This is a genomic window from Streptomyces finlayi, assembly GCF_014216315.1.
GTDB classification, from domain to species: domain Bacteria; phylum Actinomycetota; class Actinomycetes; order Streptomycetales; family Streptomycetaceae; genus Streptomyces; species Streptomyces finlayi_A.
The window spans coordinates 6,777,188-6,803,149 of sequence record NZ_CP045702.1; the positions used below are offsets into that span (position 1 = coordinate 6,777,188).

23 protein-coding genes, 1 pseudogene and 1 riboswitch are annotated in these 25,962 nt (G+C 70.6%); of the genes and pseudogenes, 19 read left to right on the plus strand and 5 right to left on the minus strand.

The features are described from left to right. The first annotated feature begins 34 nt into the window (after positions 1-34). The 3 genes from F0344_RS31105 to F0344_RS31115 all read left to right on the plus strand — a co-directional run bounded on the left by F0344_RS31105 (position 35) and on the right by F0344_RS31115 (position 3,430). Complete coding sequence (locus F0344_RS31105) at positions 35-1,471, plus strand: RsmB/NOP family class I SAM-dependent RNA methyltransferase (protein WP_185301935.1); 1,437 nt, start codon at positions 35-37, stop codon at positions 1,469-1,471. A 146-nt stretch (positions 1,472-1,617) separates the two neighbouring features. Next, the gene (gene rpe, locus F0344_RS31110; protein ID WP_185301936.1) at positions 1,618-2,301 is read left to right on the plus strand and encodes a ribulose-phosphate 3-epimerase; all 684 of its coding nucleotides are present in this window, start codon (positions 1,618-1,620) and stop codon (positions 2,299-2,301) included. A gap of 133 nt (positions 2,302-2,434) precedes the next feature. Continuing rightward, positions 2,435-3,430, plus strand: a complete 996-nt coding sequence (locus tag F0344_RS31115; protein ID WP_258050313.1) for a sugar-binding transcriptional regulator — start codon at positions 2,435-2,437, stop codon at positions 3,428-3,430. A gap of 61 nt (positions 3,431-3,491) precedes the next feature. Here the strand turns inward: F0344_RS31115 and F0344_RS31120 are convergent, their stop codons facing one another. Then, positions 3,492-4,550: a terpene synthase family protein gene (locus F0344_RS31120; protein WP_185301938.1), complete on the minus strand. Its 1,059-nt coding sequence runs from the start codon at positions 4,548-4,550 to the stop codon at positions 3,492-3,494. Positions 4,551-4,847: 297 nt separating this feature from the next. Here F0344_RS31120 and F0344_RS31125 point away from each other — a divergent pair, with 297 nt between their 5' ends. From F0344_RS31125 to F0344_RS31145, 5 genes are all read left to right on the plus strand, one after another. Then, positions 4,848-6,314: a GuaB1 family IMP dehydrogenase-related protein gene (locus tag F0344_RS31125; RefSeq protein ID WP_185301939.1), complete on the plus strand. Its 1,467-nt coding sequence runs from the start codon at positions 4,848-4,850 to the stop codon at positions 6,312-6,314. 180 nt (positions 6,315-6,494) lie between these two features. Then, on the plus strand, positions 6,495-7,952 hold the full coding sequence (locus tag F0344_RS31130; protein ID WP_185301940.1) for an aldehyde dehydrogenase family protein: 1,458 nt from the start codon (positions 6,495-6,497) through the stop codon (positions 7,950-7,952). 105 nt (positions 7,953-8,057) lie between these two features. Next, positions 8,058-8,516, plus strand: a complete 459-nt coding sequence (locus F0344_RS31135; protein ID WP_185301941.1) for an Lrp/AsnC family transcriptional regulator — start codon at positions 8,058-8,060, stop codon at positions 8,514-8,516. A gap of 206 nt (positions 8,517-8,722) precedes the next feature. Further along, entirely contained in the window at positions 8,723-9,520 is a 798-nt protein-coding gene (locus F0344_RS31140) for a carbon-nitrogen hydrolase family protein (protein WP_185301942.1), read from the plus strand. A 61-nt stretch (positions 9,521-9,581) separates the two neighbouring features. Continuing rightward, positions 9,582-11,273, plus strand: a complete 1,692-nt coding sequence (locus tag F0344_RS31145) for a flavin monoamine oxidase family protein (protein WP_185301943.1) — start codon at positions 9,582-9,584, stop codon at positions 11,271-11,273. Positions 11,274-11,349: 76 nt separating this feature from the next. Here the strand turns inward: F0344_RS31145 and F0344_RS36230 are convergent, their stop codons facing one another. The 3 genes from F0344_RS36230 to F0344_RS31155 all read right to left on the minus strand — a co-directional run bounded on the left by F0344_RS36230 (position 11,350) and on the right by F0344_RS31155 (position 14,372). Then, a complete protein-coding gene (locus tag F0344_RS36230) occupies positions 11,350-11,484 on the minus strand; it encodes a hypothetical protein (protein WP_258050174.1) in 135 nt (44 codons plus the stop codon). A 113-nt stretch (positions 11,485-11,597) separates the two neighbouring features. Beyond that, positions 11,598-12,992 (minus strand): uracil-xanthine permease family protein, encoded by a 1,395-nt coding sequence (locus tag F0344_RS31150; RefSeq protein ID WP_185301944.1) that lies wholly within the window; start codon positions 12,990-12,992, stop codon positions 11,598-11,600. A 150-nt stretch (positions 12,993-13,142) separates the two neighbouring features. Continuing rightward, a complete protein-coding gene (locus F0344_RS31155) occupies positions 13,143-14,372 on the minus strand; it encodes an MFS transporter (protein WP_185301945.1) in 1,230 nt (409 codons plus the stop codon). A 138-nt stretch (positions 14,373-14,510) separates the two neighbouring features. On the opposite strand from F0344_RS31155, the gene F0344_RS31160 reads away from it, so the two are divergent. Further along, positions 14,511-15,707, plus strand: coding sequence for an ROK family transcriptional regulator (locus F0344_RS31160; RefSeq protein WP_185301946.1), 1,197 nt, complete (start codon positions 14,511-14,513; stop codon positions 15,705-15,707). A gap of 82 nt (positions 15,708-15,789) precedes the next feature. Here the strand turns inward: F0344_RS31160 and F0344_RS31165 are convergent. Continuing rightward, positions 15,790-16,599: pseudogene (locus F0344_RS31165) on the minus strand (chitinase C-terminal domain-containing protein); the annotation flags it as partial. Between the two features lie 293 nt (positions 16,600-16,892). Continuing rightward, positions 16,893-17,023: riboswitch (FMN riboswitch) on the plus strand. Between the two features lie 160 nt (positions 17,024-17,183). On the opposite strand from F0344_RS31165, the gene ribD reads away from it, so the two are divergent. From ribD to F0344_RS31215, 10 genes are all read left to right on the plus strand, one after another. Next, on the plus strand, positions 17,184-18,284 hold the full coding sequence (ribD, locus tag F0344_RS31170; protein ID WP_185301947.1) for a bifunctional diaminohydroxyphosphoribosylaminopyrimidine deaminase/5-amino-6-(5-phosphoribosylamino)uracil reductase RibD: 1,101 nt from the start codon (positions 17,184-17,186) through the stop codon (positions 18,282-18,284). Then, positions 18,285-18,905, plus strand: a complete 621-nt coding sequence (locus F0344_RS31175; protein ID WP_185301948.1) for a riboflavin synthase — start codon at positions 18,285-18,287, stop codon at positions 18,903-18,905. It abuts the gene before it with no gap. Next, complete coding sequence (locus tag F0344_RS31180) at positions 18,902-19,546, plus strand: nicotinamide mononucleotide transporter family protein (RefSeq protein ID WP_185301949.1); 645 nt, start codon at positions 18,902-18,904, stop codon at positions 19,544-19,546. The genes F0344_RS31175 and F0344_RS31180 overlap by 4 nt, the downstream gene beginning before the upstream one ends. Next, positions 19,543-20,841, plus strand: coding sequence for a bifunctional 3,4-dihydroxy-2-butanone-4-phosphate synthase/GTP cyclohydrolase II (locus F0344_RS31185; RefSeq protein WP_185301950.1), 1,299 nt, complete (start codon positions 19,543-19,545; stop codon positions 20,839-20,841). The genes F0344_RS31180 and F0344_RS31185 overlap by 4 nt, the downstream gene beginning before the upstream one ends. 29 nt (positions 20,842-20,870) lie before the next feature. Beyond that, complete coding sequence (gene ribH, locus F0344_RS31190) at positions 20,871-21,356, plus strand: 6,7-dimethyl-8-ribityllumazine synthase (protein ID WP_185301951.1); 486 nt, start codon at positions 20,871-20,873, stop codon at positions 21,354-21,356. Positions 21,357-21,391: 35 nt separating this feature from the next. Next, positions 21,392-21,673: a phosphoribosyl-ATP diphosphatase gene (locus F0344_RS31195; protein WP_185301952.1), complete on the plus strand. Its 282-nt coding sequence runs from the start codon at positions 21,392-21,394 to the stop codon at positions 21,671-21,673. A gap of 91 nt (positions 21,674-21,764) precedes the next feature. Beyond that, on the plus strand, positions 21,765-22,613 hold the full coding sequence (gene hisG, locus F0344_RS31200) for an ATP phosphoribosyltransferase (RefSeq protein WP_185301953.1): 849 nt from the start codon (positions 21,765-21,767) through the stop codon (positions 22,611-22,613). 40 nt (positions 22,614-22,653) lie between these two features. After that, positions 22,654-23,130, plus strand: a complete 477-nt coding sequence (locus F0344_RS31205) for a PH domain-containing protein (protein WP_185301954.1) — start codon at positions 22,654-22,656, stop codon at positions 23,128-23,130. 199 nt (positions 23,131-23,329) lie between these two features. Continuing rightward, entirely contained in the window at positions 23,330-24,697 is a 1,368-nt protein-coding gene (locus F0344_RS31210; protein ID WP_185301955.1) for a hemolysin family protein, read from the plus strand. Continuing rightward, positions 24,694-25,806 (plus strand): hemolysin family protein, encoded by a 1,113-nt coding sequence (locus tag F0344_RS31215; protein WP_185301956.1) that lies wholly within the window; start codon positions 24,694-24,696, stop codon positions 25,804-25,806. The genes F0344_RS31210 and F0344_RS31215 overlap by 4 nt, the downstream gene beginning before the upstream one ends. Positions 25,807-25,962 lie beyond the last annotated feature (156 nt).

Below are 25,962 nucleotides of genomic sequence, written 5' to 3' on the forward strand. Positions count from 1 at the left end.
ATCGTCCTCTCACCACCAGCGGAGCACCTTTCTCGTGACAGACCAGCAGCGTCGCCGTCCTGCCAAGCCGCATCGCCGTCCTCAGAAGGACCCCGTACGGTTCCTCGCCTTCGAGGCGCTGCGGGCCGTCGACGAACGCGACGCGTACGCCAACCTCGTTCTGCCTCCCCTGCTGAAGAAGGCACGGGCGAAGGGTGACTTCGACGGCAGGGACGCGGCGCTCGCGACCGAGCTGGTCTACGGGACGCTGCGCAGGCAGGGGACGTACGACGCGATCGTCGCCGCCTGCATCGACCGGCCGCTGCGCGAGGTCGACCCGCCCGTGCTGGACGTCCTGAACATGGGGGTGCACCAGCTGCTGGGCACCCGGATTCCGAACCACGCCGCCGTCTCGGCCAGTGTGGAGCTGGCCCGGGTGGTGCTGGGGGAGGGGCGTGCCAAGTTCGTCAACGCCGTCCTGCGCAAGGTGACGGCGCACGACCTGGACACCTGGGTGGAGCAGGTCGCCCCTTCGTACGAGAAGGACGCCGAGGACCATCTCTCCATCGTCCACTCGCATCCGCGCTGGATCGTCTCCGCCCTCTGGGACGCCCTCGGCGGCGGCCGTGCGGGCATCGAGGACCTCCTCGAAGCGGACAACGAGCGGCCCGAGGTGACCCTGGTCGCCCGGCCGGGACGCTCCACCACCGATGAACTCCTGGCCGCGCTCGGCGAGGACAACGGCCTTCCGGGCCGCTGGTCGCCCTATGCGGTACGGATGGCGGAGGGCGGCGAGCCCGGCGCTCTGACGGCCGTCCAGGACGGCAGCGCGGGAGTGCAGGACGAGGGCAGCCAGCTCGTCGCCGCCGCCCTGGCCAACGCCCCGGTCGAGGGCAGGGACACCCGCTGGCTCGACGGCTGCGCCGGACCCGGTGGCAAGGCGGCCCTGATGGCGGGTCTCGCCGCCGGCCGGGGCGCCGCGCTGCTCGCCGCGGAGAAGCAGCCGCACCGCGCGCGGCTGGTCGAGCGTTCGCTGGCCGGGAACCCGGGCCCGTACCAGGTGATCACCGCCGACGGCACCCGCCCGCCGTGGCAGCCGGGCTCCTTCGACCGGGTCCTGATGGACGTACCGTGCTCCGGACTGGGTGCGCTGCGCCGTCGGCCGGAAGCCCGCTGGCGACGCAAGGCCCAGGACCTCGAGAGCTTCGCCCCGCTGCAACGCGGCCTGCTGCGCGAGGCGTTGAAGGCCGTGCGGATCGGCGGGGTCGTCGGGTACGCGACGTGTTCACCGCACCTCGCGGAGACCAGGGTGGTCGTCGAGGACGTACTCAAGGGCCGGGGCGGGCAGCAGTCCTTCGAGGCCGAGTGGGTGGACGCGCGTCCCCTGATGCCGGGAGTGCCCGCACTGGGCGAGGGACCGGACGTTCAGCTCTGGCCCCACCTGCACGGCACGGACGCGATGTACCTCGCGCTGCTGCGGCGCACCGGCTGATCCAGAAGCCGGTCCGCCTGCACAGCGCGCGGACCGGCAGGCAAATGACCGGCGAAAAGCCGGGATTACGTGAACTGTGATGATCCCGTGAGGCTTTGGGGCGCACCGAGGCGTGGAAGTGGCGCGGAACGTGGCAGGCTGGGGGCATGGCCCAGATCAACCCCAGCATCCTGTCCGCCGACTTCGCACGTCTCGCCGAGGAGGCGAAGGCCGTCGAAGGCGCGGACTGGCTCCATGTCGATGTCATGGACAACCACTTTGTGCCCAATCTGACGCTCGGCGTACCGATCGTGGAGGCGCTGAGCAAGGCCACGGACACCCCGCTGGACTGCCATCTGATGATCGAGGACGCGGACCGCTGGGCGCCGCAGTACGTCGAAGCGGGTGCCGGTTCCGTCACCTTCCACGTGGAGGCGGCGGCGGCGCCGGTGCGGCTGGCCCGGGAGATCAGGGCGAAGGGGGCCCGTGCCTCGATGGCACTCAAGCCCGCGACGCCCATCGAGCCGTACGAGGATCTCCTCCCCGAACTCGACATGCTGCTGATCATGACGGTGGAGCCGGGCTTCGGCGGCCAGTCGTTCCTGGACATCATGCTGCCGAAGATCCGCCGCACCCGCGAGCTGATCTCCAAGCACGGTCTGGAACTGTGGCTCCAGGTGGACGGCGGAGTCTCCGCCACCACCATCGAGCGGTGTGCCGAAGCCGGTGCCGACGTGTTCGTCGCCGGCTCGGCGGTGTACGGGGCCGGGGATCCGGCCGCGGCGGTGCGGGGACTGAGGGCCCAGGCGGACGCGGCCACGGCCAGGGCATCCTGGGCATGCGACCACTGAACCAAAGGCAGATGAACGCGGCCCGACGTGGCTGATCAAGGATCGCCGGATCTGACAGGATGAACGGCGTATCGAGCGTGTGAACAGCAGTGAGGAGATCGCGGTGTCTGGCATCTCGGCGGGTCGGTCAGCCATGCGGATGGGACCCGCGGAGCTGGTGCAGGCGGCGGCCATGGCCCGCCGGTTCTACCTCGAGGGAAAGTCGAAGATCCAGATCGCCGAGGAGTTCGGCGTCAGCCGCTTCAAGGTGGCACGGGTCCTGGAGACAGCCCTCGAGCGTGATCTCGTACGCATCGAGATCCGGGTGCCGGCCGAACTGGACGCGGAGCGCTCCGACGCGCTCAGGGCCCGCTACGGGCTCCGCCACGCGGTCGTGGTCGAATCCCCGGCCGAGGAGCAGGAGGACGCCCCCGACCCGGAGAATCTGGGCGAGGTCGCGGCCGACCTTCTCGGCGAACTGGTGAACGAGGGCGATGTCCTCGGCCTGGCCTGGGGCCGGTCCACCATTCACATGGCGGCGGCCCTCGACCGGCTGCCTCCGTGCACGGTCGTGCAGCTCACCGGGGTGTACGACGCGGGGACGGCCGAGCGCGGCTCGGTCGAGGCCGTCCGCCGTGCGGCACAGGTGTCCGGCGGCGAAGCGCACCCGATCTACGCGCCGATGCTGCTGCCCGACCCGGCGACCGCGGCCGCGCTGCGGCACCAGACGGGTATCGCCCGCGCCTTCGAGTACTTCGACAAGGTGACGGTCGCGGCGGTCTCCATCGGTTCCTGGGAGCCGGGCATCTCCACCGTGCACGACATGCTCTCGGACGAGGAGCGGGCGCACTACGCCTCGCTCGGGGTCGCGGCCGAGATGTCCGCGCACCTCTTCGACTCCGCGGGGCGCAGGGTCGGGCGCGACCTCGGCGAGCGCTGCATCACGGTGGAGGCGGACCGGCTGCGCCGGATTCCCGAGGTGGTGGCGATCGCGGGAGGCCAGCGCAAGGCGGCGGCGATCGGCGCGGTCCTGCGCTCCGGCCTGGTGACCAGCCTGGTGACGGACACGGCTGCCGCGGACTTCCTGCTGACCGAGTCGGCGCCAGGTTCCCGGCCGGCGCTCGAACGCGCGGACCCGGACAGCGTCTGAACAGCTGCGCAGTGGACGGACGGAAGGCCGGGCGCACCTTGCGCCCGGCCTTCGCCGCCGCTCAGCCCTTCCGGGCGTCGCTCACACGCTCCGGGGCGCGGCCGACGGAGAAGCCGAGGACCGTCGCCTCCAGATACTCCTCCGGCTCCTCGTACTGACTGACGTCCGCCGGGTTGTAGCGGGGGGTGAGCCGGGACCAGTCCAGATTTCCGCGCATCCAGCTGCGCATGCCGTCCAGATACGGGACCAGGACGTCGGCCAGCTGCGGATACATCTCCAGCAGTTCGTCCTCGGCCGTGAGGAACCGCTCGGTCTCGGTGGCTATCAGGGCGCAGACATGGTCGATGGCCTGCTGCTCCCCGTAGCCCCGGTGGTGGCGGACCAGATGCACGAGGTTGTGGATCTCGCCGAGGACCTGCTCCTTCTCGAAGGAGTAGACGTCGTTGGCCCAGCACACCACGTTGCAGGAGGCTTCCAGCGCGGTGATGAAGCGCGGGTCGTTGTGGATCGACTCCGGTGCCTCGATGCCGGCCACGATCTCTATCAGGTCCATACAGACGTGGATCGCGCCGGTGTGACGCCGCTTGGCGATGTACGTCTCCTCCGAGGGCACCACACCGTCGGCGCGGTTCCCGGCCTCCCAGCTGGTGGCCGTCGTCAGGTACGTGCTGAGGTGCCAGGCGAAGCGTCTGCGCCAGTGCGCGGCCATGCCGGGAATCGTCCGCGCCCACAGATCCTCCAGGGCGACGACGGCGGCCGGGAGCTCGGCTTCCGGCACGGGGGCGGTGTCCAGGCCGTCGATGACGGCGAGCATCCGGGCGACCACACCGCGTACCCGTTCGGGATCGCGGCCGAGCTGGCCGTCGTCGAGCTGGTCGTCGACGAGGAACAGCCAGACGAACCAGTCGGCCACGAGATCGAGGTGCTCGCCGTCCGCCGTCGGGTAGACCATGCCGACGAAGGAGCCGAAATCGGCTTGTTCGAACCTGGTCCTCGCGGAGGGCCTGTGTACCAGGCCGGTCCGGCGTGTCCAGATGTCCAGGTGCTCTCGGGTCTGCCCGACGTGCGGACTGGTCCGCTGGGGGAACGGGCAGTAGATGTCCGGCAGTTCGCTCTCCACGGGCGGATCCGAATCCTCTCCGGTCAAACGCGTGACAGGTGTTCCGGCTGTTGGCCGTCGGCGCTGCGGTCACCTCTGAGACCTGCGGCTTTGAAGCTACCTGACCCCCTGTCACCGGGTCCAGGGATGCTGATCACGAATGGTTCGAATCCCGTTCGGGTAAGGTCCCTGGGTAAGGCAGGTTCCACTTGCCCGGCCCTCCCGACCTCCTCCTTGGAGGAACAGATGAAAGCGGGGGTCTTTTGCTGTGTCTTCGTGGAAACGACCTGCACCGTTTCGTATGAAAATATGAGTGTTATGCGCTTTCTTGAGCCGGGCACCGGTCGCTACACAGAGTCCCCCTCGGTCCCGTACGACCTCACCTACGACGATGTCTTCATGGTCCCCGGACGCTCCGCGGTCGGGTCCCGGCAGAGTGTGGATCTCTCCTCGCCCGACGGCACAGGCACCACCATCCCGCTCGTCGTCGCCAACATGACGGCGATCGCGGGGCGCCGCATGGCCGAAACCGTCGCCCGCCGCGGTGGTCTCGTCGTCATCCCCCAGGACATTCCGATGGAGGTCGTGACCGAGGTCATCAGCTGGGTCAAGACCCGTCACCACGTCCTGGACACCCCGATCGTGCTGGCCCCGGGACAGACCGTCGGGGACGCGCTGTCCCTGCTGCACAAGCGTGCCCATGGTGCGGGTGTCGTCATCGACGACGAGTACCGCCCCGTCGGGATCGTCACCGAGCACGACCTGACCGGCGTCGACCGCTTCACCCAGCTCACCGAGGTCATGTCGAAGGACCTGGTCCTGCTGGACGCGGACATCGACCCGCGCGAGGCCTTCAACAAGCTGGACGGCGCCAACCGCAAGCTCGCCCCCGCCGTGGGCGCGGACGGCAGGCTCGTCGGCATCCTCACCCGTAAGGCGGCACTGCGCGCGACGCTCTACACTCCCGCCACCGACGCGGCGGGCAAACTGCGCATCGCGGCGGCCGTCGGCATCAACGGCGACGTGGCGAGCAAGGCCAAGCAGCTGCTCGACGCCGGCGCCGACACACTCGTCGTGGACACCGCGCACGGCCACCAGGAATCCATGATCGCCGCGGTGCGGGCCGTCCGGGCACTGGACCCCCGGGTGCCGATCGTCGCGGGCAACATCGTGGCCGCCGAAGGTGTGCGCGACCTGATCGAGGCCGGCGCGGACATCATCAAGGTCGGTGTCGGACCCGGCGCCATGTGCACCACCCGGATGATGACCGGTGTGGGCAGGCCCCAGTTCTCCGCCGTCCTTGAGTGCGCCGCCGAGGCCAAGAAGCACGGCAAGCACGTCTGGGCCGACGGCGGGGTCCGCCACCCGCGCGATGTCGCGATGGCACTCGCCGCGGGTGCGTCCAACGTGATGATCGGCTCCTGGTTCGCCGGTACGTACGAGTCGCCGGGCGACCTCCAGCAGTCCGCCGACGGGCGCTACTACAAGGAGTCCTTCGGCATGGCCTCGGCGCGCGCGGTGAAGAACCGTACGTCGGAGGAGTCCGCCTACGACCGCGCACGCAAGGCGCTGTTCGAGGAGGGCATCTCCACCTCACGGATGTTCCTGGACCCGACCCGGCCCGGCGTGGAGGACCTGATCGACTCGATCATCGCCGGTGTCCGCTCCTCCTGCACCTACGCGGGTGCCGCCTCCCTGGAGGAGTTCGCGGAGAAGGCGGTCGTCGGTGTGCAGAGCGCCGCCGGGTACGCCGAGGGCAAGCCGCTGCACGCCAGCTGGAGTTGATCCCGCCACGTCCGCAACAGCTGAGCCCCTTCCGGTGACTGACGCCGGGAGGGGCTTTCGCGTAGGCGGACCGGTCGCCGGGACGCTTCGGCGCAGCCCGTGAGGCGCCCCAAGTCGGTTGAAAATTAAGTAATATGAATCGCAATCAGCTGCCCGCCTCTCTCTGCGGTAAGGGATCTCATGTCCTTCTTCACTGACCTGGCCCATCAGTACATCGACGGCGAGTGGAGGCCGGGGAAGGGGTCGTGGGACATCATCGACTTCAACCCGTACAACGGGGAGAAGCTCGCGTCGATCCCGGTCGCCACGGCGGACGAGGTGGACCAGGCCTACCGTGCGGCCGAGCGGGCCCAGCCGGCGTGGGCGGACACCAACCCGTACACCAGGCGCGGCGTGCTGGAGAAGGCGCTGAGGATCGTCGAGGAGCGCGAGCCCGAGATCAGTGAGGCGATCGTCGCCGAGCTGGGCGGTACACGGCTCAAGGCGGGCTTCGAGATCCACCTGGCCAAGGAGTTCCTGCGCGAGGCGATACAGCTCGCGCTCCGCCCCGCCGGGCAGATACTCCCCTCACCCACCGAGGGCAAGGAGAACCGGGTCTACCGGGTGCCCGTCGGCGTCGTGGGCGTCATCAGCCCCTTCAACTTCCCCTTCCTGCTGTCCCTCAAGTCGGTCGCACCCGCGCTGGCCCTCGGCAACGCCGTGGTCCTCAAGCCGCACCAGAACACCCCTGTCTGCGGTGGCACCCTGCTGGCCAAGGTGTTCGAGGACGCGGGGCTGCCCGCCGGTCTGCTGAACGTCGTGGTCACCGACATCGCCGAGATCGGTGACACGCTGCTGGAGCACCCGGTCCCGCAGGTCATCTCCTTCACCGGCTCGGACAAGGTAGGCCGCCACGTCGCGACCGTCTGCGCGGCGAACCTGAAGCGCGCCGTGCTCGAACTGGGCGGCAACAGCGCACTCATCGTGCTCGACGACGCCGATGTGGACTACGCCGTCGACGCGGCCGTCTTCAGCCGGTACATCCACGCGGGCCAGGTCTGCATGGCGGCCAACCGGATCCTGGTCGACCGGGCGGTGGAGAAGGAGTTCACCGAGAAGTTCGTCGCCAAGGTGGCCTCGCTGCGGGTCGGCGACCCGGCCGACCCGGCGACCCAGATCGGCCCGCTGATCAACTCCTCCCAGGCCGACGCGGTGTCCAAGCTGGTCGACCAGACCGTCGAGGCCGGTGCCACGGCGCTGCTGCACGGCCGGGCCGACGGCAACGTGGTGAGCCCGTCCGTGCTCACCGGGCTGGCCGCCGACTCGCCCGTCCTGCACCAGGAGATCTTCGGCCCCGTCGCGCTGCTCGTGCCGTTCGACGGCGAGGACGAGGCGGTACGGATCGCCAACGACACCCCGTACGGGCTGAGCGGCGCCGTGCACACCGGCAACATCGAGCGCGGTGTACGGGTCGGGCAGCGCATCCACACCGGCATGATCCACATCAACGACGGCACGGTCCACGACGAGCCCATCGTCCCGTTCGGCGGCGAGAAGGCGTCGGGCCTCGGCCGGCTGAACGGCGAGTCGATGATCGAGGCGTTCACCACGCAGAAGTGGATCTCGGTGCAGCACGGGCGCTCCCGGTTCCCGTTCTGACCGGTCGGCGCCGGTGAGCGCGCCACGGGCGCGCATGGTCTACTTCGGGGGCGGCGGCAGTGCCGTCGCCCCCGAACCGGACCGCAGAGAAGTGAACCGCCCGAAGTGCGCCTGAACGACCTCGACGAACGCATCGTCCACGCCCTCGCCGAAGACGCCCGGCGCTCCTACGCCGATATCGGCGCGCTGGTCGGGCTGTCCGCCCCCGCGGTGAAACGCCGGGTCGACCGGCTGCGGGCCGAGGGGGCGATCACCGGATTCACCGTGCGCGTGGACCCCGCGGCGCTGGGCTGGGAGACCGAGGGATTCATCGAGATCTACTGCAGCCGCAATACGTCGCCGGAGGCGATCAAGCGCGGACTCGCGGTGTATCCGGAGGTGGCGTCGGCCTCGACGGTCACGGGCGATGCCGACGCGATCGTGCAGGTCTTCGCCGCCGACATGCGGCACTTCGAGCAGGTGCTGGAGCGGATCGCCGGCGAGCCGTACGTGGAGCGGACGAAGTCCGTGCTCGTGCTGTCGCCGTTGCTGCGACGGTACTCGGCGGGGTCGCCGCCGGCCTGAGTCACGCGCGGTCGGCGGCGTGTGGCGTGAGACCCAGATCACCCTTCTGACCTGGGAAGTCGTCCCGCGCAATGAATCGCCGTCGCCGGGTCGGCGGGCGCAATGGATCGCCGGTGGGGCGCAAGGGTCGCGCCTTGTCCGGGGGGAGCGGCGGGCCGTACCGTCGATATGTCTCCCCACCCCGCTCGCACCTCCCGAGGTCAGCCATGCCGTCGTTGCGCACCGCCCTGCTCCAGAGTTCCGGCCGACCCGGTGCCGTGGACGAGAACCTGAAGGTTCTCGACGAGGCCGCCGGACGTGCCGCCGAGGCCGGGGCGCAGCTGCTCGTCTGTCCCGAGATGTTCCTGACCGGCTACGCCATCGGTGACGCCGTCCCTCGGCTGGCGGAAGCCTCCGACGGGCCCGGTGCGCAGGCCGTCGCCGACCTCGCGGTACGGCACGGGCTCGCGGTGCTCTACGGCTACCCGGAGCGCGAGGGCGAGCAGATCTTCAACGCGGCGCAGCTCATCGGGCCGGACGGGGCCGCACTCGCGAACTACCGCAAGACCCATCTCTTCGGCTGCTTCGAGCAGGAGTGGTTCACCCCCGGCGAGCAGTCCGTGGTGCAGGCCGAGCTCGGTGGCGTACGCATCGGTCTGCTGATCTGCTATGACGTCGAGTTCCCGGAGAACGTCCGGGCGCACGCCCTCGCGGGCACCGGTCTGCTGCTGGTGCCGACCGCGCAGATGCACCCCTTCCAGTTCGTCGCCGAGTCCGTCGTCCCCGTCCGGGCCTTCGAGAGCCAGATGTACGTGGCGTACGTCAACAGGACCGGCCGGGAAGGCGAGTTCGAGTTCATCGGCCTGAGCTGTCTGGCCGGGCCCGACGGTGTGGTGCGAGTCCGCGCCGGCCGTGGCGAGGAGCTCGTCATCGGCGAGGTGGACCCTGAGGTGCTGACAGCCTCGCGCGCCGCCAACCCGTATCTGGCCGACCGCCGCCCCGGCTTCTACGGCTCTCTCGCCTGAGCCGTCGCGCCACCCCCTGCCACACCCCGTTCCGCTGTTTCGCGCAAGGAGTCCCCACCCCATGACGTCCACGGTGCCCAACGCCGTCCAGCACACCGACGCGCAGCCGCCGATCACCATGTTCGGGCCGGACTTCCCCTACGCGTACGACGACTTCCTCGCACACCCGGCGGGCATCGGGCAGATCCCGGCCACCGAGCACGGTGCCGAGGTCGCCGTCATCGGCGGTGGGCTCTCCGGGATCATCGCCGCCTACGAGCTGATGAAGATGGGCCTCAAGCCCGTCGTCTACGAGGCGGACCAGATAGGCGGCCGGCTCCGTACGGTCGGCTTCGAGGGCTGCGACCCCGAACTGACCGCCGAGATGGGCGCGATGCGCTTCCCGCCGTCCTCCACGGCGCTCCAGCACTACATCGACCTGGTGGGCCTGGAGACGAAGCCGTTCCCCAACCCGCTGTCCCCGGCCACCCCGTCGACCGTCGTCGACCTCAAGGGCGAGTCGCACTACGCCGAGACCATCGCCGACCTGCCCCAGGTGTACCGCGATGTCATGGACGCCTGGAACGCCTGCCTGGAGAAGGGCGCGGACTTCTCCGACATGAACCGCGCGATGCGCGAGCGCGACATCCCGCGCATCCGCGAGATCTGGGCGAAGCTCGTCGAGAAGCTCGACAACCAGACCTTCTACGGGTTTCTCTGCGACTCCGAGGCGTTCAAGTCCTTCCGGCACCGCGAGATCTTCGGCCAGGTCGGCTTCGGCACCGGCGGCTGGGACACCGACTTCCCCAACTCCATCCTGGAGATCCTGCGCGTCGTCTACAGCGAGGCCGACGACCACCACCGCGGGATCGTGGGGGGCAGCCAGCAGTTGCCGCTGCGCCTCTGGGACCGCGAGCCGGAGAAGATCGTCCACTGGCCCCTCGGCACGTCACTCGCCTCCCTGCACAACGGCGAGCCGCGCCCGGCCGTGACCCGGCTGAACCGCACCGCGGGCAACAAGGTCACGGTCGCCGACGCGAGCGGGGACATCCGCACCTACCGTGCGGCGGTCTTCACGGCGCAGTCCTGGCTGCTGCTCTCCAAGATCGCCTGTGACGACGCGCTCTTCCCGATCGACCACTGGACGGCGATGGAGCGCACCCACTACATGGAGTCGTCCAAGCTGTTCGTGCCGGTGGACCGGCCGTTCTGGCTGGACAAGGACGAGCTGACCGGCCGCGACTCCATGTCGATGACGCTCACCGACCGGATGACCCGGGGCACGTACCTCCTGGACGAGGGCCCCGACAAGCCGGCCGTCATCTGTCTCTCGTACACCTGGTGCGACGACAGCCTGAAGTGGCTGCCGCTCTCCCCGAACGAGCGCATGGACGTCATGCTCAAGTCGCTCGGCGAGATCTATCCGAACGTCGACATCCGCAAGCACATCATCGGCAACCCGGTCACCGTGTCCTGGGAGAACGAGCCTTACTTCATGGGCGCGTTCAAGGCCAACCTGCCGGGCCACTACCGTTACCAGCGGCGGCTGTTCACCCACTTCATGCAGGACCGGCTGCCCGCCGACAAGCGGGGCGTCTTCCTCGCGGGCGACGACATCTCCTGGACGGCCGGATGGGCCGAGGGCGCCGTGCAGACCGCGCTCAACGCCGTGTGGGGTGTCATGACCCAGTTCGGCGGCGCCACGGACGCGACGAACCCCGGCCCCGGTGACGTCTTCGACGAGATCAGCCCGGTGGAGCTTCCGGAGGACTGAGGAGACAGCCGGCCCGCGCCACCCTCGCACGCCCCGTCGCGACGGGGCGCGGGCCGTCGCTGCCAGCGGCAGGGTGTCAACAGACAGCGCCCCACCAGTCGCGCGGCGGCCGGCCCGGTCGGAAGGCACGCATCGGCCCGGTCACCGCGGGGACGTCCACGATCGCGGTGCCGGGTCCCGCGAGGTCTGCGTACCGCCCGGACTGCGCCATGCGGGCAGCGTCCCAGCCGGGGGGCCGCCGCGGCGCCGACGGGCCGGGGGTTCATCGGAACGGGCGAAGATCCGCCCGTACGCCTCAGCCCCCGGCCCGTTTCCGCGCCCGCCTCAGCCCTTCGCGGCGGGCTTCTCCTCGTCGTAGGTGGAGGTGCCCGAGTCCAGCAGGGGTTCCTGGGTCTTCAGGTGGTCCGGCGCGAAGGCCCGCAGCACGTGATAGCCGGTGATCACGACGATGGTGCCGAGCGCGATGCCGCTCAGTTCGAAGCTGTCGGTGATCTTCAGACTGACGCCGCCGACGCCGATGATGATGCCGGCCGCGGCCGGCACGAGGTTGAGCGGGTTGCGGAGATCGACCTTGGCGTTCGTCCAGATCTGGGCGCCGAGGAGGCCGATCATGCCGTACAGGATGACGGTGATCCCGCCGAGGACACCGCCGGGGATGGCGGCGACGACCGCGCCGAACTTGGGGCAGAGACCGAAGAGCAGGGCGAAACAGGCGGCGGCCCAGTAGGCGGCGGTGGAGTAGACCCGTGTCGCGGCCATCACGCCGATGTTCTCGGAGTACGTGGTGTTCGGCGGCCCGCCCACAGCGGTGGAGAGCATGGAGGCGGCGCCGTCGGCCGCGATGGCCGTGCCCAGCTTGTCGTCGAGCGAGTCACCGGTCATCTCGCCGACGGCCTTCACATGGCCGGCGTTCTCCGCGACCAGGGCGATCACGACGGGCAGGGCCACCAGGATCGCGGACCATTCGAAGCTGGGGGCGTGGAAGGACGGCAGCCCGATCCAGTCGGCGTGCGAGACGGCGGAGAGGTCCAGCCGCCAGTGGTCGACGGCCTCGGCGCCGCCCGCCGGGGAGTGGATCTTCCCGAAGACGGCGTCGAGCGCCCAGGACAGCAGGTAACCGAAGACCAGGCCGAGGAAGATCGCGATCCGGGAGAAGAATCCACGCAGGCAGACCACGGCCAGACCGGTGAACAGCATCACCAGGAGCGCCGTCCACTGGTCCTGCGGCCAGTACGTCGACGCCGTCACGGGCGCCAGGTTGAAACCGATCAGCATGACGACCGCGCCGGTGACCACCGGCGGCATCGCGGCGTGGATGATCCGGGCGCCGAACCGCTGGACCGCGAGGCCCACCAGGAACAGCACCGCACCGACCACGAGGACCGCGCCCGTGATGGTCGCACTGCTGCCGCCGCTCGCCCGGATCGTCGCGGCGACACCGACGAAGGAGAGCGAGCAGCCGAGATAGCTGGGCACTCTGCCCTTCGTCGCCAGCAGGAAGATCACCGTCGCGACACCGGACATCATGATCGCGAGGTTCGGGTCCAGGCCCATCAGCACCGGCGCGACGAACGAGGCGCCGAACATGGCCACCACGTGCTGGGCGCCCAGGCCGAACGTACGGGGCCAGGAGAGCCGCTCGTCGGGGCGCACCACGGCCCCCGGCGCGGGGGTCTTCCCGTCGCCGTGCAAGGTCCAGCGCACGCCGAGGCCGCCCATGGTTGCTCCCTGTGTGTCCGTGCGGAGTTTTCACCGCGTACGTCCCGTGCGGAGTGTTCTCCCGCGGAAAAGATCAGCGCCATGCTATGCCGCAGGTGGCCGTACCCGCGCAGCGCCCTGTTCCGGCGCAGGCCCCCACCCTGCGTGCTCTCAGGTCCCCGTCCCGGCCTTCGCCGGTGAAGGGTCCGGGGCGCCGCCGCCCGTGGACACGCGGTCGGCCCCGCGGAGCACGCCCGCGCCCAGCACCAGGCCGAAGGCCAGTACCGTCACCAGGCCGAACGAGACGATCAGCGAGGTCGCCTCGGCCAGCGAGCCGATCATGGAGGGAGCGATGAGCCCGGAGGTGTACGTGATGGTGGCGACACCGGCGATCGCCTGGCTCGGGTTGGGCCCGCTGCGCCCCGCGGCGGCGAACGCCAGCGGGACGACGACGGCGACGCCGAGGCCGAGCAGTCCGAAGCCGCCCAGGGCCAGGGCGGCGTTCGGTGCCACCACCACGAGGAGCCCGCCCGCCGTCGCGAGTACGCCGCCGACCCGGACCGTCCTGACCGCTCCGAAGCGGTCCACGACCTTGTCACCGGCGATCCTGGCCACGGCCATCGTCAGCGCGAACGCCGTCGTGGACGCGGCGGCCAGCCCGGCGGAACTGCCCATGATCTCCTTGAGGTAGACCGCCGACCAGTCGAGGCTCGCCCCCTCCGCGAACACCGCGCAGAAGCCCACCGCGCCGATGATCAGCGCCGACTTCGGCGGCAGGGTGAAGCGCGGCGGCGGCTCCTCGTCCGCCTCGCTCCGGAGATCAAGGACCCCCTGACAGGCGATCAGCCCGAGTGCCGTGAGCGCGAGGGCGGCGATGGTGTGGTGCAGCCTGGCGTCGGTGCCGAGGTGGGCGGCGACCGTGCCCGCGGCCGAACCGATCAGGGCGCCGACGCTCCACATCCCATGCAGCCCCGACATGATCGACTTGTCCAGCCGGTTCTCCACCTCCACCCCGAGCGCGTTCATCGCCACGTCCGACATCCCTGCCGTCGCGCCGTACACGAAGAGCGCCGCGCAGAGCGTCACGAGGTTCGGGGCCAGGGCCGGCAGGACCAGCGCCAGCGTCCACAGCAGCAGCAGGCCGCGCAGCGCGGTCCTGGCCCCCAAGCGGTGACTGATCCGGCCCGCCAGGGGCATCGACAGCGAGGCGCCGATGGCCGGGAAGGCGAGGGCGAGGCCGAGCTGACCCGCGCTCACCGAGGCGTGGTCCTGGATCCACGGCACCCGGGTGGCGAAGCTCCCGGTCACCGCCCCGTGCACCGTGAAGACCGCGGCGACCGCGATCCTGGCCCGCTTCACCTGCTCCTTGCCGAAGACCGTGTTGCAGGAATCCATCGTCATACCGCCGTGCCCTCCCCAGGGAATTGTGGCCCGCCGGGGTCCCGGCAGCCGTCTCCACAACGCGGCCAGTAAACTATCAGGAACCCTGCCTGATAAATGGACGGCGACCCGTGCGGCAGGATCTGGAAGGATCGCTGCATGCCCGCCTCACCGAGCACCGCCCGGGCCATCAACGACCGGCTCGCCCTGGAACTGCTCCAGCGGGACGGTCCGTTGACGGCCACGCAGTTGAAGACGCTCACCGGACTCTCCCGCCCCACGGTCGCCGACCTCGTCGAGCGCCTCCAGGGTGCCGGGCTCATCCGGGTGGTCGGCGAGAGCGGTGCCGAGCGGCGCGGACCCAACGCCCGGTTGTACGGGATCGTCGCCGACCGCGCCCATCTCGCGGCCCTCGACGTGCGTACGGACAGCGTCGCGGTCGTCGTCGCCGACCTCCTCGGGGTGACGCTCGCGGAGGACACCCTGCCCATCGACGGCACAACCGGCACCGGACCGGCCATCGAGCAGGCCGTCGCCCTGCTGGAGCGCACGGCGCGGCGGGCGGGCCCCGCCCCGCTGCACAGCGTCGGGATCGGCGCCCCCGGCCTGATCGATCCGGCCACCGGGGAACTCCGCGACACGACCGGCCTGCCGGCCTGGCACCGCGGGCTCGTCGCCGCACTCCAGCAGCGGCTGCCCGCCACCGTGCTCGTGGAGAACGAGACCAACCTCGCGGCCGTCGCCGAGCAGCGCGGCGGCGCGGCCCGCGACCGCGACACCTTCGTCCTGCTCTGGCTCGGCCACGGCATCGGGGCCGCCGTCATGCTGGACGGCAGGCTGCGCCGGGGAGCCTCCGGCGGGGCGGGCGAGATCGGCTTCCTGCCCGTTCCGTGGACGACGGGCGTGCCCTCGGCCGTCAGCTGCGACGGGGGGTTCCATTCGCTGGCCGGGTCGGCCGCCGTCTGCGAGCTCGCCGCCCGGTACGGCGTGCCCGCCGGGGCCCCGGCGGGCACGCAGGGCGGCGAGCAGGATCCGGTGGCGGTCCACGCGGTCCACGCGGCCCTCGCGGGGGTCGCGAACGGCGACGTCTTCCTGGACGCGCTCGCCGACCGCGTCGCGCTCGGCGCCGCGGCCGTCGTGTCGGTGCTCGACCCGGGATGTGTGGTCCTGGCGGGCGAGGTGGGCCATGCGGGTGGCGACGCACTCGCCTCACGGGTCGAGGAACGGCTGGCCCGGCTGTCGCCACTGCCCACGGAGGTCAGGGCGGGGGCGCTCGGCGGCGCGGCGGTGCTGCGAGGGGCGCTGGTGGCGGCTCGGGACGCGGCGCAGGACGCGTTGTTCGCTCCGGGCGGCTGACGCGCCTCCCCGGGGTACCCGCACGTGGCCGTGCGGTGACCGGGTCGTCCCGGTCACCGCACGGTCGTCGGGCGGTCGGGGCTCAGCAGGCCCCGAGGTCCTGCCAGACACCCCATTCACCGGTGGTGCCGGGCGTCTCGCCCTTCGTCCACCGCTTGGCCTTCCACTGGCGGGAGGCGTGACCGAGGGTCGTGCCGGAGCCGTACTCAGCGGTCGCGTTCCACGCCGGCGCCGAGCAACTGCCGGCCGGGGGCGGTGTGGTGGGCGGCGTGGTCGCAGGCGTGGTGGACGGGTCGGGAGAAGGGCTGGTTCCCGTGCCCGGCTCCACCACGGTCGTGCCGCGTGCCAGGTCACCGGCGAGGGGGTACGACGTTCCCCCGAAGGTCACCGTCCAGTTCGACGGCGTCGACGTCGGCAGGTAGTAGACGAAGTCGAGCTGCACCGAGGCCCCGGGGGCCAGCGTCTGCCAGGCCGGGAGCTTCAGCGAGACGCGGTTGTAGTCACCCTTGAGTCCGCCGATGTCGTTCGGGGCGGTGTGGTCACTGCGGAAGATCGTCGTACCGAAGCCCGACTGGTCCTTGGCGTTGGCGGGCGCCGACGTGGCGTAGTCGAAGCGGAACTCCGTACCGCCTGGCAGCGTGGTCCTGGTGTTGTTGGTGTTCTTGAGCTTCGGGCCGATGGGGTAGTTCGAGTCCCCGAGCGGGAACTGCTCGAAGGCCACATCGATGTTCAGCGCCTGGGTGGGCAGGTCGATCGTGGACCTCTTCGCGCCGTACGGAGTGGCCGACCTGAACTTCTCGTACATCGCCGACGTGAGCGTCGAGCCCGGCTCGTACTGCCCCTTGGCGGCGTCGAAGCGGTAGTCGCCCGCGAGTTCCCAGATCATCGTGCCGGTGGCTCTCGCTCGAGTGGGGGACAGCATTTGTCGTTCCTCCTGGGGAGGTCGGCAGAACACAACTGGCAAGGGGGATGGGTCGTGCGGGGACCGGAGCGTGCGCACGCCCGGACCCGACCTCGGAGGTGACGCAGAGATTAAGAGGACTAGACCAATGAGTCGATAGGTCTGGACCATCTGACCCCGACCGTCCCGTCGCGTACCCCGCCGCGGGTTCCTGTGAGCCAGCCCACAGGTACGCGCCCGTATGGCCGACGGGCGGCCGTGGCAGACTGGTTGTGTACCAGCAGCAGCGCACTCCGGGGTCGGTGTAATTCCGAACCGGCGGTTACAGTCCGCGACCCGTCCGCATCCAGCGGCCGGTTGACCAGGTGAAATTCCTGGACCGACGGTGAAAGTCCGGATGGGAGGCAGTGCGCGGCGGGCCGTCACAGGTACGCCGCCGTCGGCGGATGCGTTCCGGGGATCTCCCGGGACACCTGCATCCGTGTCTTCGGCTCAGGCGTTCCCTGTTGCGTTCCGCTTCATCTGTCGTCATCGACAGGCCCCGGAGTCCGTGCCCGAAGAGGCAGGAGGACCCGGTGGACACCGCAGCCGATATCACCGCCATGCGGCGAGCGATCACGCTCGCAGCCCGCGGTCTCGGCTCCACCAGCCCCAACCCGGTCGTCGGATGCGTCATTCTCGACGCCGCCGGTGCGCCGGCAGGCGAAGGCTTCCACCGGCGGGCGGGCGGCCCCCACGCAGAGGTCCACGCCCTGCGCGAGGCCGGCGGACGTGCCCGTGGCGGCACCGCCTACGTGACCCTCGAACCCTGCAACCACACCGGCCGGACCGGCCCCTGCGCCCAGGCGCTCACCGAAGCCGGGGTCAGCCGAGTCGTCTACGCGGTCGGAGACCCGAACCCGCAGGCCACCGGGGGCGCCGACACCCTCCGCGCGGCCGGGATCGAGACCACGCAGGGGCTCCTCGCCGACGAGGCCGAGGCGGGCAACGCGGCCTGGCTCACCTCCGTACGCCTCGGCCGCCCGTATGTCCTGTGGAAGTACGCGGCCACCCTCGACGGCCGGATCGCCGCCGCCGACGCCACCAGCCGCTGGATCACCTCCCCCGAAGCCCGCGCGGACGTCCACCGGCTGCGTGCCGAGGCCGACGCCGTGATCGTCGGCTCCGGTACCGCACGTACCGACGACCCGCAGCTGGGCGTACGCGGGATCGAGGGCGCCCGCCAGCCGCTCAGGGTGGTCGTCGACACCGCCGCCACCGCCGTACGGCCCGGCGCCCGCGTCCTCGACGGCACGGCTCCCACCCTGATCGCGGTCGCCGAGGACGCCGGCACGGCCCACCTCCCCTCGGAGACCGTGCTCCGGCTGCCCCGCGCCGCCAACGGGCCCGGTCTCGACATCGGCGCCCTGCTCGACGCCCTGTACGCACGCGGCATCCGCTCCGTACTCCTCGAAGGCGGGCCGGTCCTGGCCGGTGCCTTCGTCGCCGCGGGATCGGTCGACAAGGTCGTCGGCTATCTCGCTCCGGTCCTCCTCGGCGCGGGCCCCGCGGCCCTCGCCGACGCCGGAATCTCCACCATCTCCCGGGCGTTGCGGCTCGAAGTGACCGAGACCGAACGCATCGGCCCCGATCTGCGCATCACCGCCGTCCCCGTCCCTGCTCGGAAGGGAAACTGAGTGTTCACCGGAATTGTCGAAGAACTGGGTGAGGTCACCGCAGTCGAGAAGCTCGACGACGCCTCCCGCTTCCGACTGCGTGGCCCCGTCGTCACCGAAGGCGCCAAACACGGCGACTCGATCGCCGTCAACGGCGTCTGCCTCACCGTCGTGGACCTCGGCGAGCACGAGTTCACGGCCGACGTGATGGCGGAGACCCTGAACCGCTCCAGCCTCGGCGCCCTGGCTGCCGGCTCCCGGGTGAACCTGGAGCGGCCCATGGCACTCGGCGGCAGGCTCGGCGGACACATCGTCCAGGGACACGTCGACGGCACCGGCCGCGTCATCGACCGCGAGGTCTCCGAGAACTGGGAGATCGTCAGGATCTCCCTGCCCGCGCACCTGACCCGGTACGTGGTCGAGAAGGGCTCGATCACGGTGGACGGCGTGAGCCTGACGGTCGTGGAGGCCGGACCCGACTACTTCACGATCAGCCTCATCCCCACCACCCTCGCCCTGACCACGCTCGGCCACAAGCAGGCCGGCGACCCGGTCAACCTCGAAGTGGACGTCATCGCCAAGTACGTCGAGCGCCTGCTCGGCGACCGCGCGGTCCAGGAGCCCGAGGAGCCGGTGAAGTGAGCGCCCTGACCTGGCTGAACTCGGAGGCCTTCACCGCCTTCGGCCAGCACATCATCTGGTCCGACCTGATCGGCAACACGATCGGTCTGATCGCCCTCACCCTGGGCTGGCTCCGCTCCGTCTGGACCTGGCCCGCCCAGCTCCTCTCCGGTCTCGTGCTCGTCGCCGCCAACGTCTCCGTGCAGCAGGCGGGCAGCGTCGGGAAGCAGGTGATCGTCGTCGCCGTCGCCGTCTGGGGCTGGCAGCAGTGGACCCGTGGCAGGCAGCAGGCGCAGGACGGCTCGATCGCCGTCCGCTTCGCCACCTGGCGCGAACGCGGCTACCTCGTCGGCGGGGCCGCGCTCGGCACCCTGGCCGTCGGCGGCCTCTTCACCGCATTCCCCTCGCTCTCCTGGAGCCCGTGGGCCGACGCGTACATATTCGCCGGCACCCTCGTCGCGATGCTCGCCCAGGCCCGCGGGATGGTCGAGTTCTGGTTCGCCTGGCTGCTCGTCGACCTGGTCGGCGTACCGCTGAACTTCCACAGCGGTCTCGCCTTCTCCGGTCTCATCTACGTCGTCTACGGGGCCCTCGTCCTGTGGGGCATGCGCGACTGGTGGCTGCGTACGCGGACACCCGCTCTGGAAGGAGCCACGGCATGACTGCCCAGCCCACCTGGCTGCACCCGGAACACGGCGGCCACATCGTCGACCTCTCGCTCGACCCCGTCGAGCAGGCCATCCGCGACATCGCCGCCGGACGCCCCGTCGTGGTCGTCGACGACGAGGACCGCGAGAACGAGGGCGACCTCGTCATCGCCGCCGAGAAGGCCACCCCCGAGATCATCGCCTTCATGATGAGCGAGTGCCGCGGTCTGATCTGCGCACCCATGGAGACCGACGAGCTGGAGCGGCTCGAACTCCCGCAGATGGTCGACCACAACACCGAGTCCATGAAGACGGCCTTCACCGTCTCGGTGGACGCCTCCGCCGCACACGGCGTGACCACCGGCATCTCCGCCGCGGACCGGGCCACCACGCTTCGGATGCTGGCGGCCGGCGAAGCGGGCCCCGCCGACTTCGTCCGCCCCGGCCACATCTTCCCGCTCCGCGCGCGCTCCGGCGGTGTGCTCGTCCGCGACGGCCACACCGAGGCCGCCGTCGACCTGGCGCGCCTCGCCGGGCTGCGGCCCGCGGGCGCCATCGTGGAGATCGCGGGCGAGGACGGCGTCATGCTGCGCCTGCCCGAGCTGGTCCCCTTCGCACGCAAGCACGGCCTCACGATCATCTCCATCGAGGACCTGATCGCCTACCGCCGCAGCTCCGAGCCGACCGTCCGCCGCGAGGCCGAGGTCCGGCTGCCGACCACGTTCGGCGAGTTCACCGCGTACGGCTACCGCTCGATCATCGACGGCGTCGAGCACGTGGCCCTCGTCCACGGCGACATCGGCGACGGCGACGACGTCCTGGTCCGGGTCCACTCCGAGTGCCTGACCGGCGACATCTTCCAGTCCCAGCGCTGCGACTGCGGCCCTCAGCTGCACGCCTCCATGGAGCGCATCACCCAGGAGGGCCGCGGCGTCGTCGTCTATCTGCGCGGCCACGAGGGCCGGGGCATCGGCCTGCTCTCCAAGCTGCGCGCGTACGAACTCCAGGAGAAGGGCGTCGACACCCTCGACGCCAACCTGGAACTCGGTCTGCCGGCCGACGCCCGGGACTACGCCGCGGGCGCCCGGATGCTCCTCGACCTCGGCGTCCGCAGCGTCCGGCTGATGACCAACAACCCCGAGAAGACAGCGGCGCTCCTGCGCCACGGTCTGGCGGTGACCGGCCGCGAGCCCATGCCCGTCCAGGCCGGCGAACACAATCTGCGGTACCTGCGCACCAAGCGCGACCGGATGGGGCACGACCTGCCCTGGCTCGACGCGGTCCCCGCGTCGACCTGCGGCAACCAGTAACGATCACGGAACGAGCAGGAGAGAAAGACATGAGCGGCAAGGGCGCACCCGAACTGTCCGTACGCAACTGCGGCGACCTGCGGGTCGCGGTGATCGCGGCCCAGTGGCACGAGAAGGTCATGGACGGCCTCGTCGACGGCGCGCTGCGCGCCCTGCACGACCTCGGCATCGACGAGCCGACGCTGCTCCGCGTCCCCGGCAGCTTCGAGCTCCCGGTCGTCGCGAAGGTCCTCGCCGGACGCGGTTACGACGCGATCGTCGCCCTCGGAGTGATCATCCGCGGCGGCACACCCCATTTCGAGTACGTGTCCCAGGGCGTCACCATGGGCCTCACCCAGGTCACCGTGGACACCGGCGTCCCCGTCGGTTTCGGCGTCCTCACCTGTGACACCGAGGAGCAGGCGCTGGACCGGGCCGGCCTCGAAGGGTCCAACGAGGACAAGGGCCACGAAGCGGTCACCGCGGCCGTCGCGACCGCCGCGACGCTGCGCACCGTCAGCGAACCCTGGCGCTGAGTGCCGGTCGGGGACCCCGTATTCTAAGGACCATCATGGTGAACAAACCCCCCAAGAGCTTCGAAGAGCTCTTCGCCGAGCTGCAGCTCAAGGCGGCCAACGGCGACCCCTCCACCTCCCGCACCGCCGAACTGGTGGAGAAGGGGGTGCATGCCATCGGCAAGAAGGTCGTCGAGGAGGCCGCCGAAGTCTGGATGGCCGCCGAGTACGAGGGCAAAGAGGCCGCGGCCGAGGAGATCTCGCAGCTGCTGTACCACGTCCAGGTGATGATGGTCGCCCGCGGAATCTCCCTGGACGACGTCTACGCCCACCTCTGAGCCGACGCGCCTGCCCGACCTGTACGACGGCATCCGTACGACCGCAGAACACGCTTCGCACCACCACTTCGCACAAAGGAAACCTGACCTCATGCTGCGCATCGCCATCCCCAACAAGGGTGCACTTTCCGGGCCTGCGATGGCGATGCTCCATGAGGCCGGCTACCAGCAGCGCAAGGAGTCGAAGGAACTCGTCCTTGTCGACCCGGAGAACGAGGTCGAGTTCTTCTACCTGCGACCGCGCGACATCGCGATCTACGTCAGCTCCGGCCGCCTCGACATCGGCATCACCGGCCGGGACCTGCTCCTGGACTCCGGCGCCGACGCCGAGGAGATCCTCCAACTCGGCTTCGCCCGCTCCACGTTCCGCTACGCCACGAAGCCCGGCACGGCCCAGGGCCCAGAGGACTTCGACGGCATGACGATCGCCACGTCCTACGAGGGCATCGTCGCCAAGCACCTCGCCGAGCTCGGTGTGAACGCGTCCGTCGTCCACCTCGACGGTGCGGTCGAGACCGCCGTCGAGCTGGGCGTCGCCCAGGTCATCGCGGACGTCGTGGAGACGGGCACCAGCCTGCGCAACGCCGGACTCGAAGTCATCGGCGAGCCGATCATGAAGTCGGAAGCCGTCGTCATCCGCCGCACCGGTGCCCCCGACGACGACCCCAAGGTGCAGCAGTTCCTCCGCCGTCTCCAGGGCGTCCTGGTCGCCCGCAGCTACGTGATGATGGACTACGACTGCCGCGTCGAGCACCTGGAGCGCGCCGTGGCCCTCACCCCGGGCCTGGAGTCGCCGACCATCTCCCCGCTGCACCACGAGGGCTGGGTCGCCGTCCGTTCCATGGTCGCGGCCAAGGAGGCCCAGCGGATCATGGACGACCTGTACGAGCTGGGTGCCCGCGCCATCCTCACCACGGCCATCCACGCCTGCCGCCTCTGACGGCCGGGGAACCACCGAACACCAAAAGACAGAGAACCTGATGACCGCCTCCGCGTCCGGGCCGCAAACGCCCACCCTTCCGGTCACCTTCCGGCCCACCCGCACCCGGGTGGTCCTGCTGAGTGTCGGCCTGGCGATGTTCGTCGTCATCACCGTCGTCGCCCTGGCGCTGGAGAAGCTGAGCCCGGCGGAGCGGACCAGCTTCGTCTTCGTGGCCCTGCTCTTCTTCGGCGTCCTCGCCCTGCTCAGCAGGCCCAAGGTCGTCGCCGACGAGACCGGGGTCACGGTCGTCAATCTCACCCGTACCCGCAGGCTGGCCTGGGCGGAGATCCTCCGCGTCAACCTGCGGGCCGGTGACCCCTGGGTCTTCCTCGACCTCAGCGACGGCACCAGCCTGCCCGCCCTCGGTATCCAGCCCGGAATCGCCAAGGAACAGGCCATCCGCGACGCCCGTACGCTCCGCGCACTCGCCGAGTCCCGTGGCACCGGAGCGGACGCCGGTACGGAGAACGGCTGAGCCCCCTGCCCCGCCCGGCCCCTTCTTGACTACTCTTGAGGGCGGCGGCGCCCTGTGCGCCCCGCCCCGCACGAGAGGTCCACGAGGCCGGCGGGGCATTCCTGCGACCCAAGGAGTGACTCCCTCCAGCAATGGACGGATCGTCCGGTAGTACCTGCGCCGCCCCAGCAGAGCCCACGCTCTCCCCGGAGGCGGCGGTATGACCACCCCCCTGCTGCTGCTCGCTGCGGCATTCCTCCTCATCCTCGCCAACGGATTCTTCGTGGCAGCCGAATTCGGGCTCGTCACTGTGGACCGGCCCGACGCCGAACGCGCCGCCGCCGAAGGCGACCGGCGGGCCCGTACCGTCGTCGCCGCCCTGCGCGAACTCTCCTTCCAGCTCTCCGGCACCCAGCTGGGTATCACCATCACCTCGCTGGTCGTCGGCATGCTCGCCGAACCCGCGCTCGCCCAGCTGCTCGCCGGACCGCTCACCGCCACCGGACTGCCCGCAGGGGCCGTCCCCGGGGTGGGTGTCGTGATCGGCATGCTGCTGGCAGCCGCCGTGCAGATGGTGATCGGCGAACTCGTCCCGAAGAACTGGGCCATCTCACGGCCGCTCCAGGTCGCCCGGTTCGTCGCCGGCCCCCAGCACCGCTTCGCCACGGTCTTCCGCCCGGTGATCACCGCGCTGAACACCGTCGCCAACCGGCTGGTCCGGCTGCTGGGCGTCGAACCCACCGACGAACTGGCCTCCGCCCGCACGCCGGGCGAACTGGTCTCGCTGGCCCAGCACTCCGCCGAAGCCGGCGCCCTGGAACAGGACACCGCCGACCTCTTCGTACGCATCCTCTCGCTCGCCGGACTCACGGCGCAGCACGTCATGACCCCACGCGTGAAGGTCAGCGCGCTCCAGTCCTCGGCGACCGCCGCGGACGTCCTCAACCTCACCCGCGCCACCGGCCTCTCCCGCTTCCCGGTCTACCGGGAACGGATCGACGAGGTCGTCGGCATGGTCCACCTCAAGGACGCCCTCGCGGTCCCCGCCGGGGACCGCCTGCGCACCCCCGCCGGCCGGATCGCCGTGCCGCCGCTCATGGTCCCCGAGACACTTCCCGTGGAGCAGCTGCTGCACCGGCTGCGCAACGAGCAGCCGATCGCCGTGGTGGTCGACGAGTACGGCGGGACCGCCGGTGTCGTCACCCTCGAAGACATCATCGAGGAACTCGTCGGCGAGGTCAGGGACGAGCACGACGCCATCGGCGCCGACCGGCCCGAGTTCGTACCCGCCGTGGCCGAGGACGGACGCCCCGCCTGGGACGTCGACGGCAGCTGCCGGGTCCTCATCCTGCGCCGGATCGGCCTGGACGTGCCCGACGGGCCGTACGAGACCGTGGCCGGCCTGATCGCCGGCCTGCTGGGGCGCATCCCTGCCCCCGGTGACCGGGCCGAGCTCCCCGGATGGCGGATCTCCGTCCGCCAGGTCGGCCACTACCGGGCCGAACAGGTCCGCTTCGTGCGTCTCACCGGGGCACCGGAACCGGCCCCCGAAGCGTTCGCCCCGAGCCGGCTGGAGGCCGTGCGATGAGTCTCGTCCTGTTGATGTTCGCCGGGCTGCTCGTGCTCGCGAACGGTTTCTTCGTCGGCGCCGAGTTCGCACTCGTCTCCGTACGCCGCAGCCAGGTCGCACCGCTCGCGGCGAGCGGATCGAGCCGGGCCAAGCAGGTCCTGTACGGACTGGAGAACCTGCCGCAGATGATGGCGGCCGCCCAGTTCGGCATCACCCTCTGCTCCCTCACCCTCGGAGCCGTCGCCGAACCCACCGTCGCCCATCTCCTGGAGCCGGTCTTCCACGCCACGCACGTCCCCGAAGGGCTCATCCACCCCCTCGGATACGCCCTGGCCCTGGCCCTCGTCGTCTTCCTCCATCTCGTCATCGGCGAGATGGTCCCGAAGAACCTGGCGATGGCGGCCCCCGAGAAGACGGCGCTGTGGCTCAGCCCCGGCCTCGTCGGGTTCGCGCGCCTGTGCCGTCCGGTCACGGCCGCCCTGGGCGTCTGCGCCCGGCTCGTCCTGCGGCTCTTCAAGGTCGAGCCCAAGGACGAGGTCGAGGCCGTCTTCACAAGCGAGCAGCTCAACCGGCTCGTCGAGGACTCCGGCCAGGCCGGCCTGCTGGAACCGGACGCGCAGGAGCGGCTGGAGGACGCGCTGGAGATGGGCAGCCGGCCCGTCACCGACGTACTGCTCGACAGGGCGTCGCTGGTGACGGTCGACCCCTCGGTGACCCCGCGCCGCCTGGAGGAACTGACCGTCCGCACCGGCTACTCGCGCTTCCCGGTCCGCGCGGAGGGCGGCGGCCCGTTCATGGGCTACCTCCATGTCAAGGACGTGCTGGACCTGGAGGACGACGAGCGGGCCGTCCCGCAGCAGATCTGGCGCCCGATGGCGACGGTGCGCGCGGAACTCCCGCTCGACGACGCCCTGACGGTGATGCGCCGGGCCGCGACCCACCTGGCCCAGGTCGCCGACGCGTCGGGCCGGGTACTGGGCCTGGTCGCCATGGAGGACGTCCTGGAGATGCTGGTCGGCGAGGTACGGGACCCGGCCCACCGCATCTCGGTGCCACGCCGCACGGTGGACGTCCCGAAGGGCCCGCGGGAGCAGAAGGAGCCCAAGGCCATGGCCGGCCGCCGCTGAGCCCGGCGGCACAGAACAGTCCCCAGCGCGGGACCCTCCTCGCCGGGCGGGCACGTCGAGCCCGTCCGGCGCTTCGAGGACGGTCTCAGCCGGTCCGGCGCTTGCGGACAACCCGTTCCGGCGGACGTCCCGGCCGGAAACCCGTCCCGCCCGACG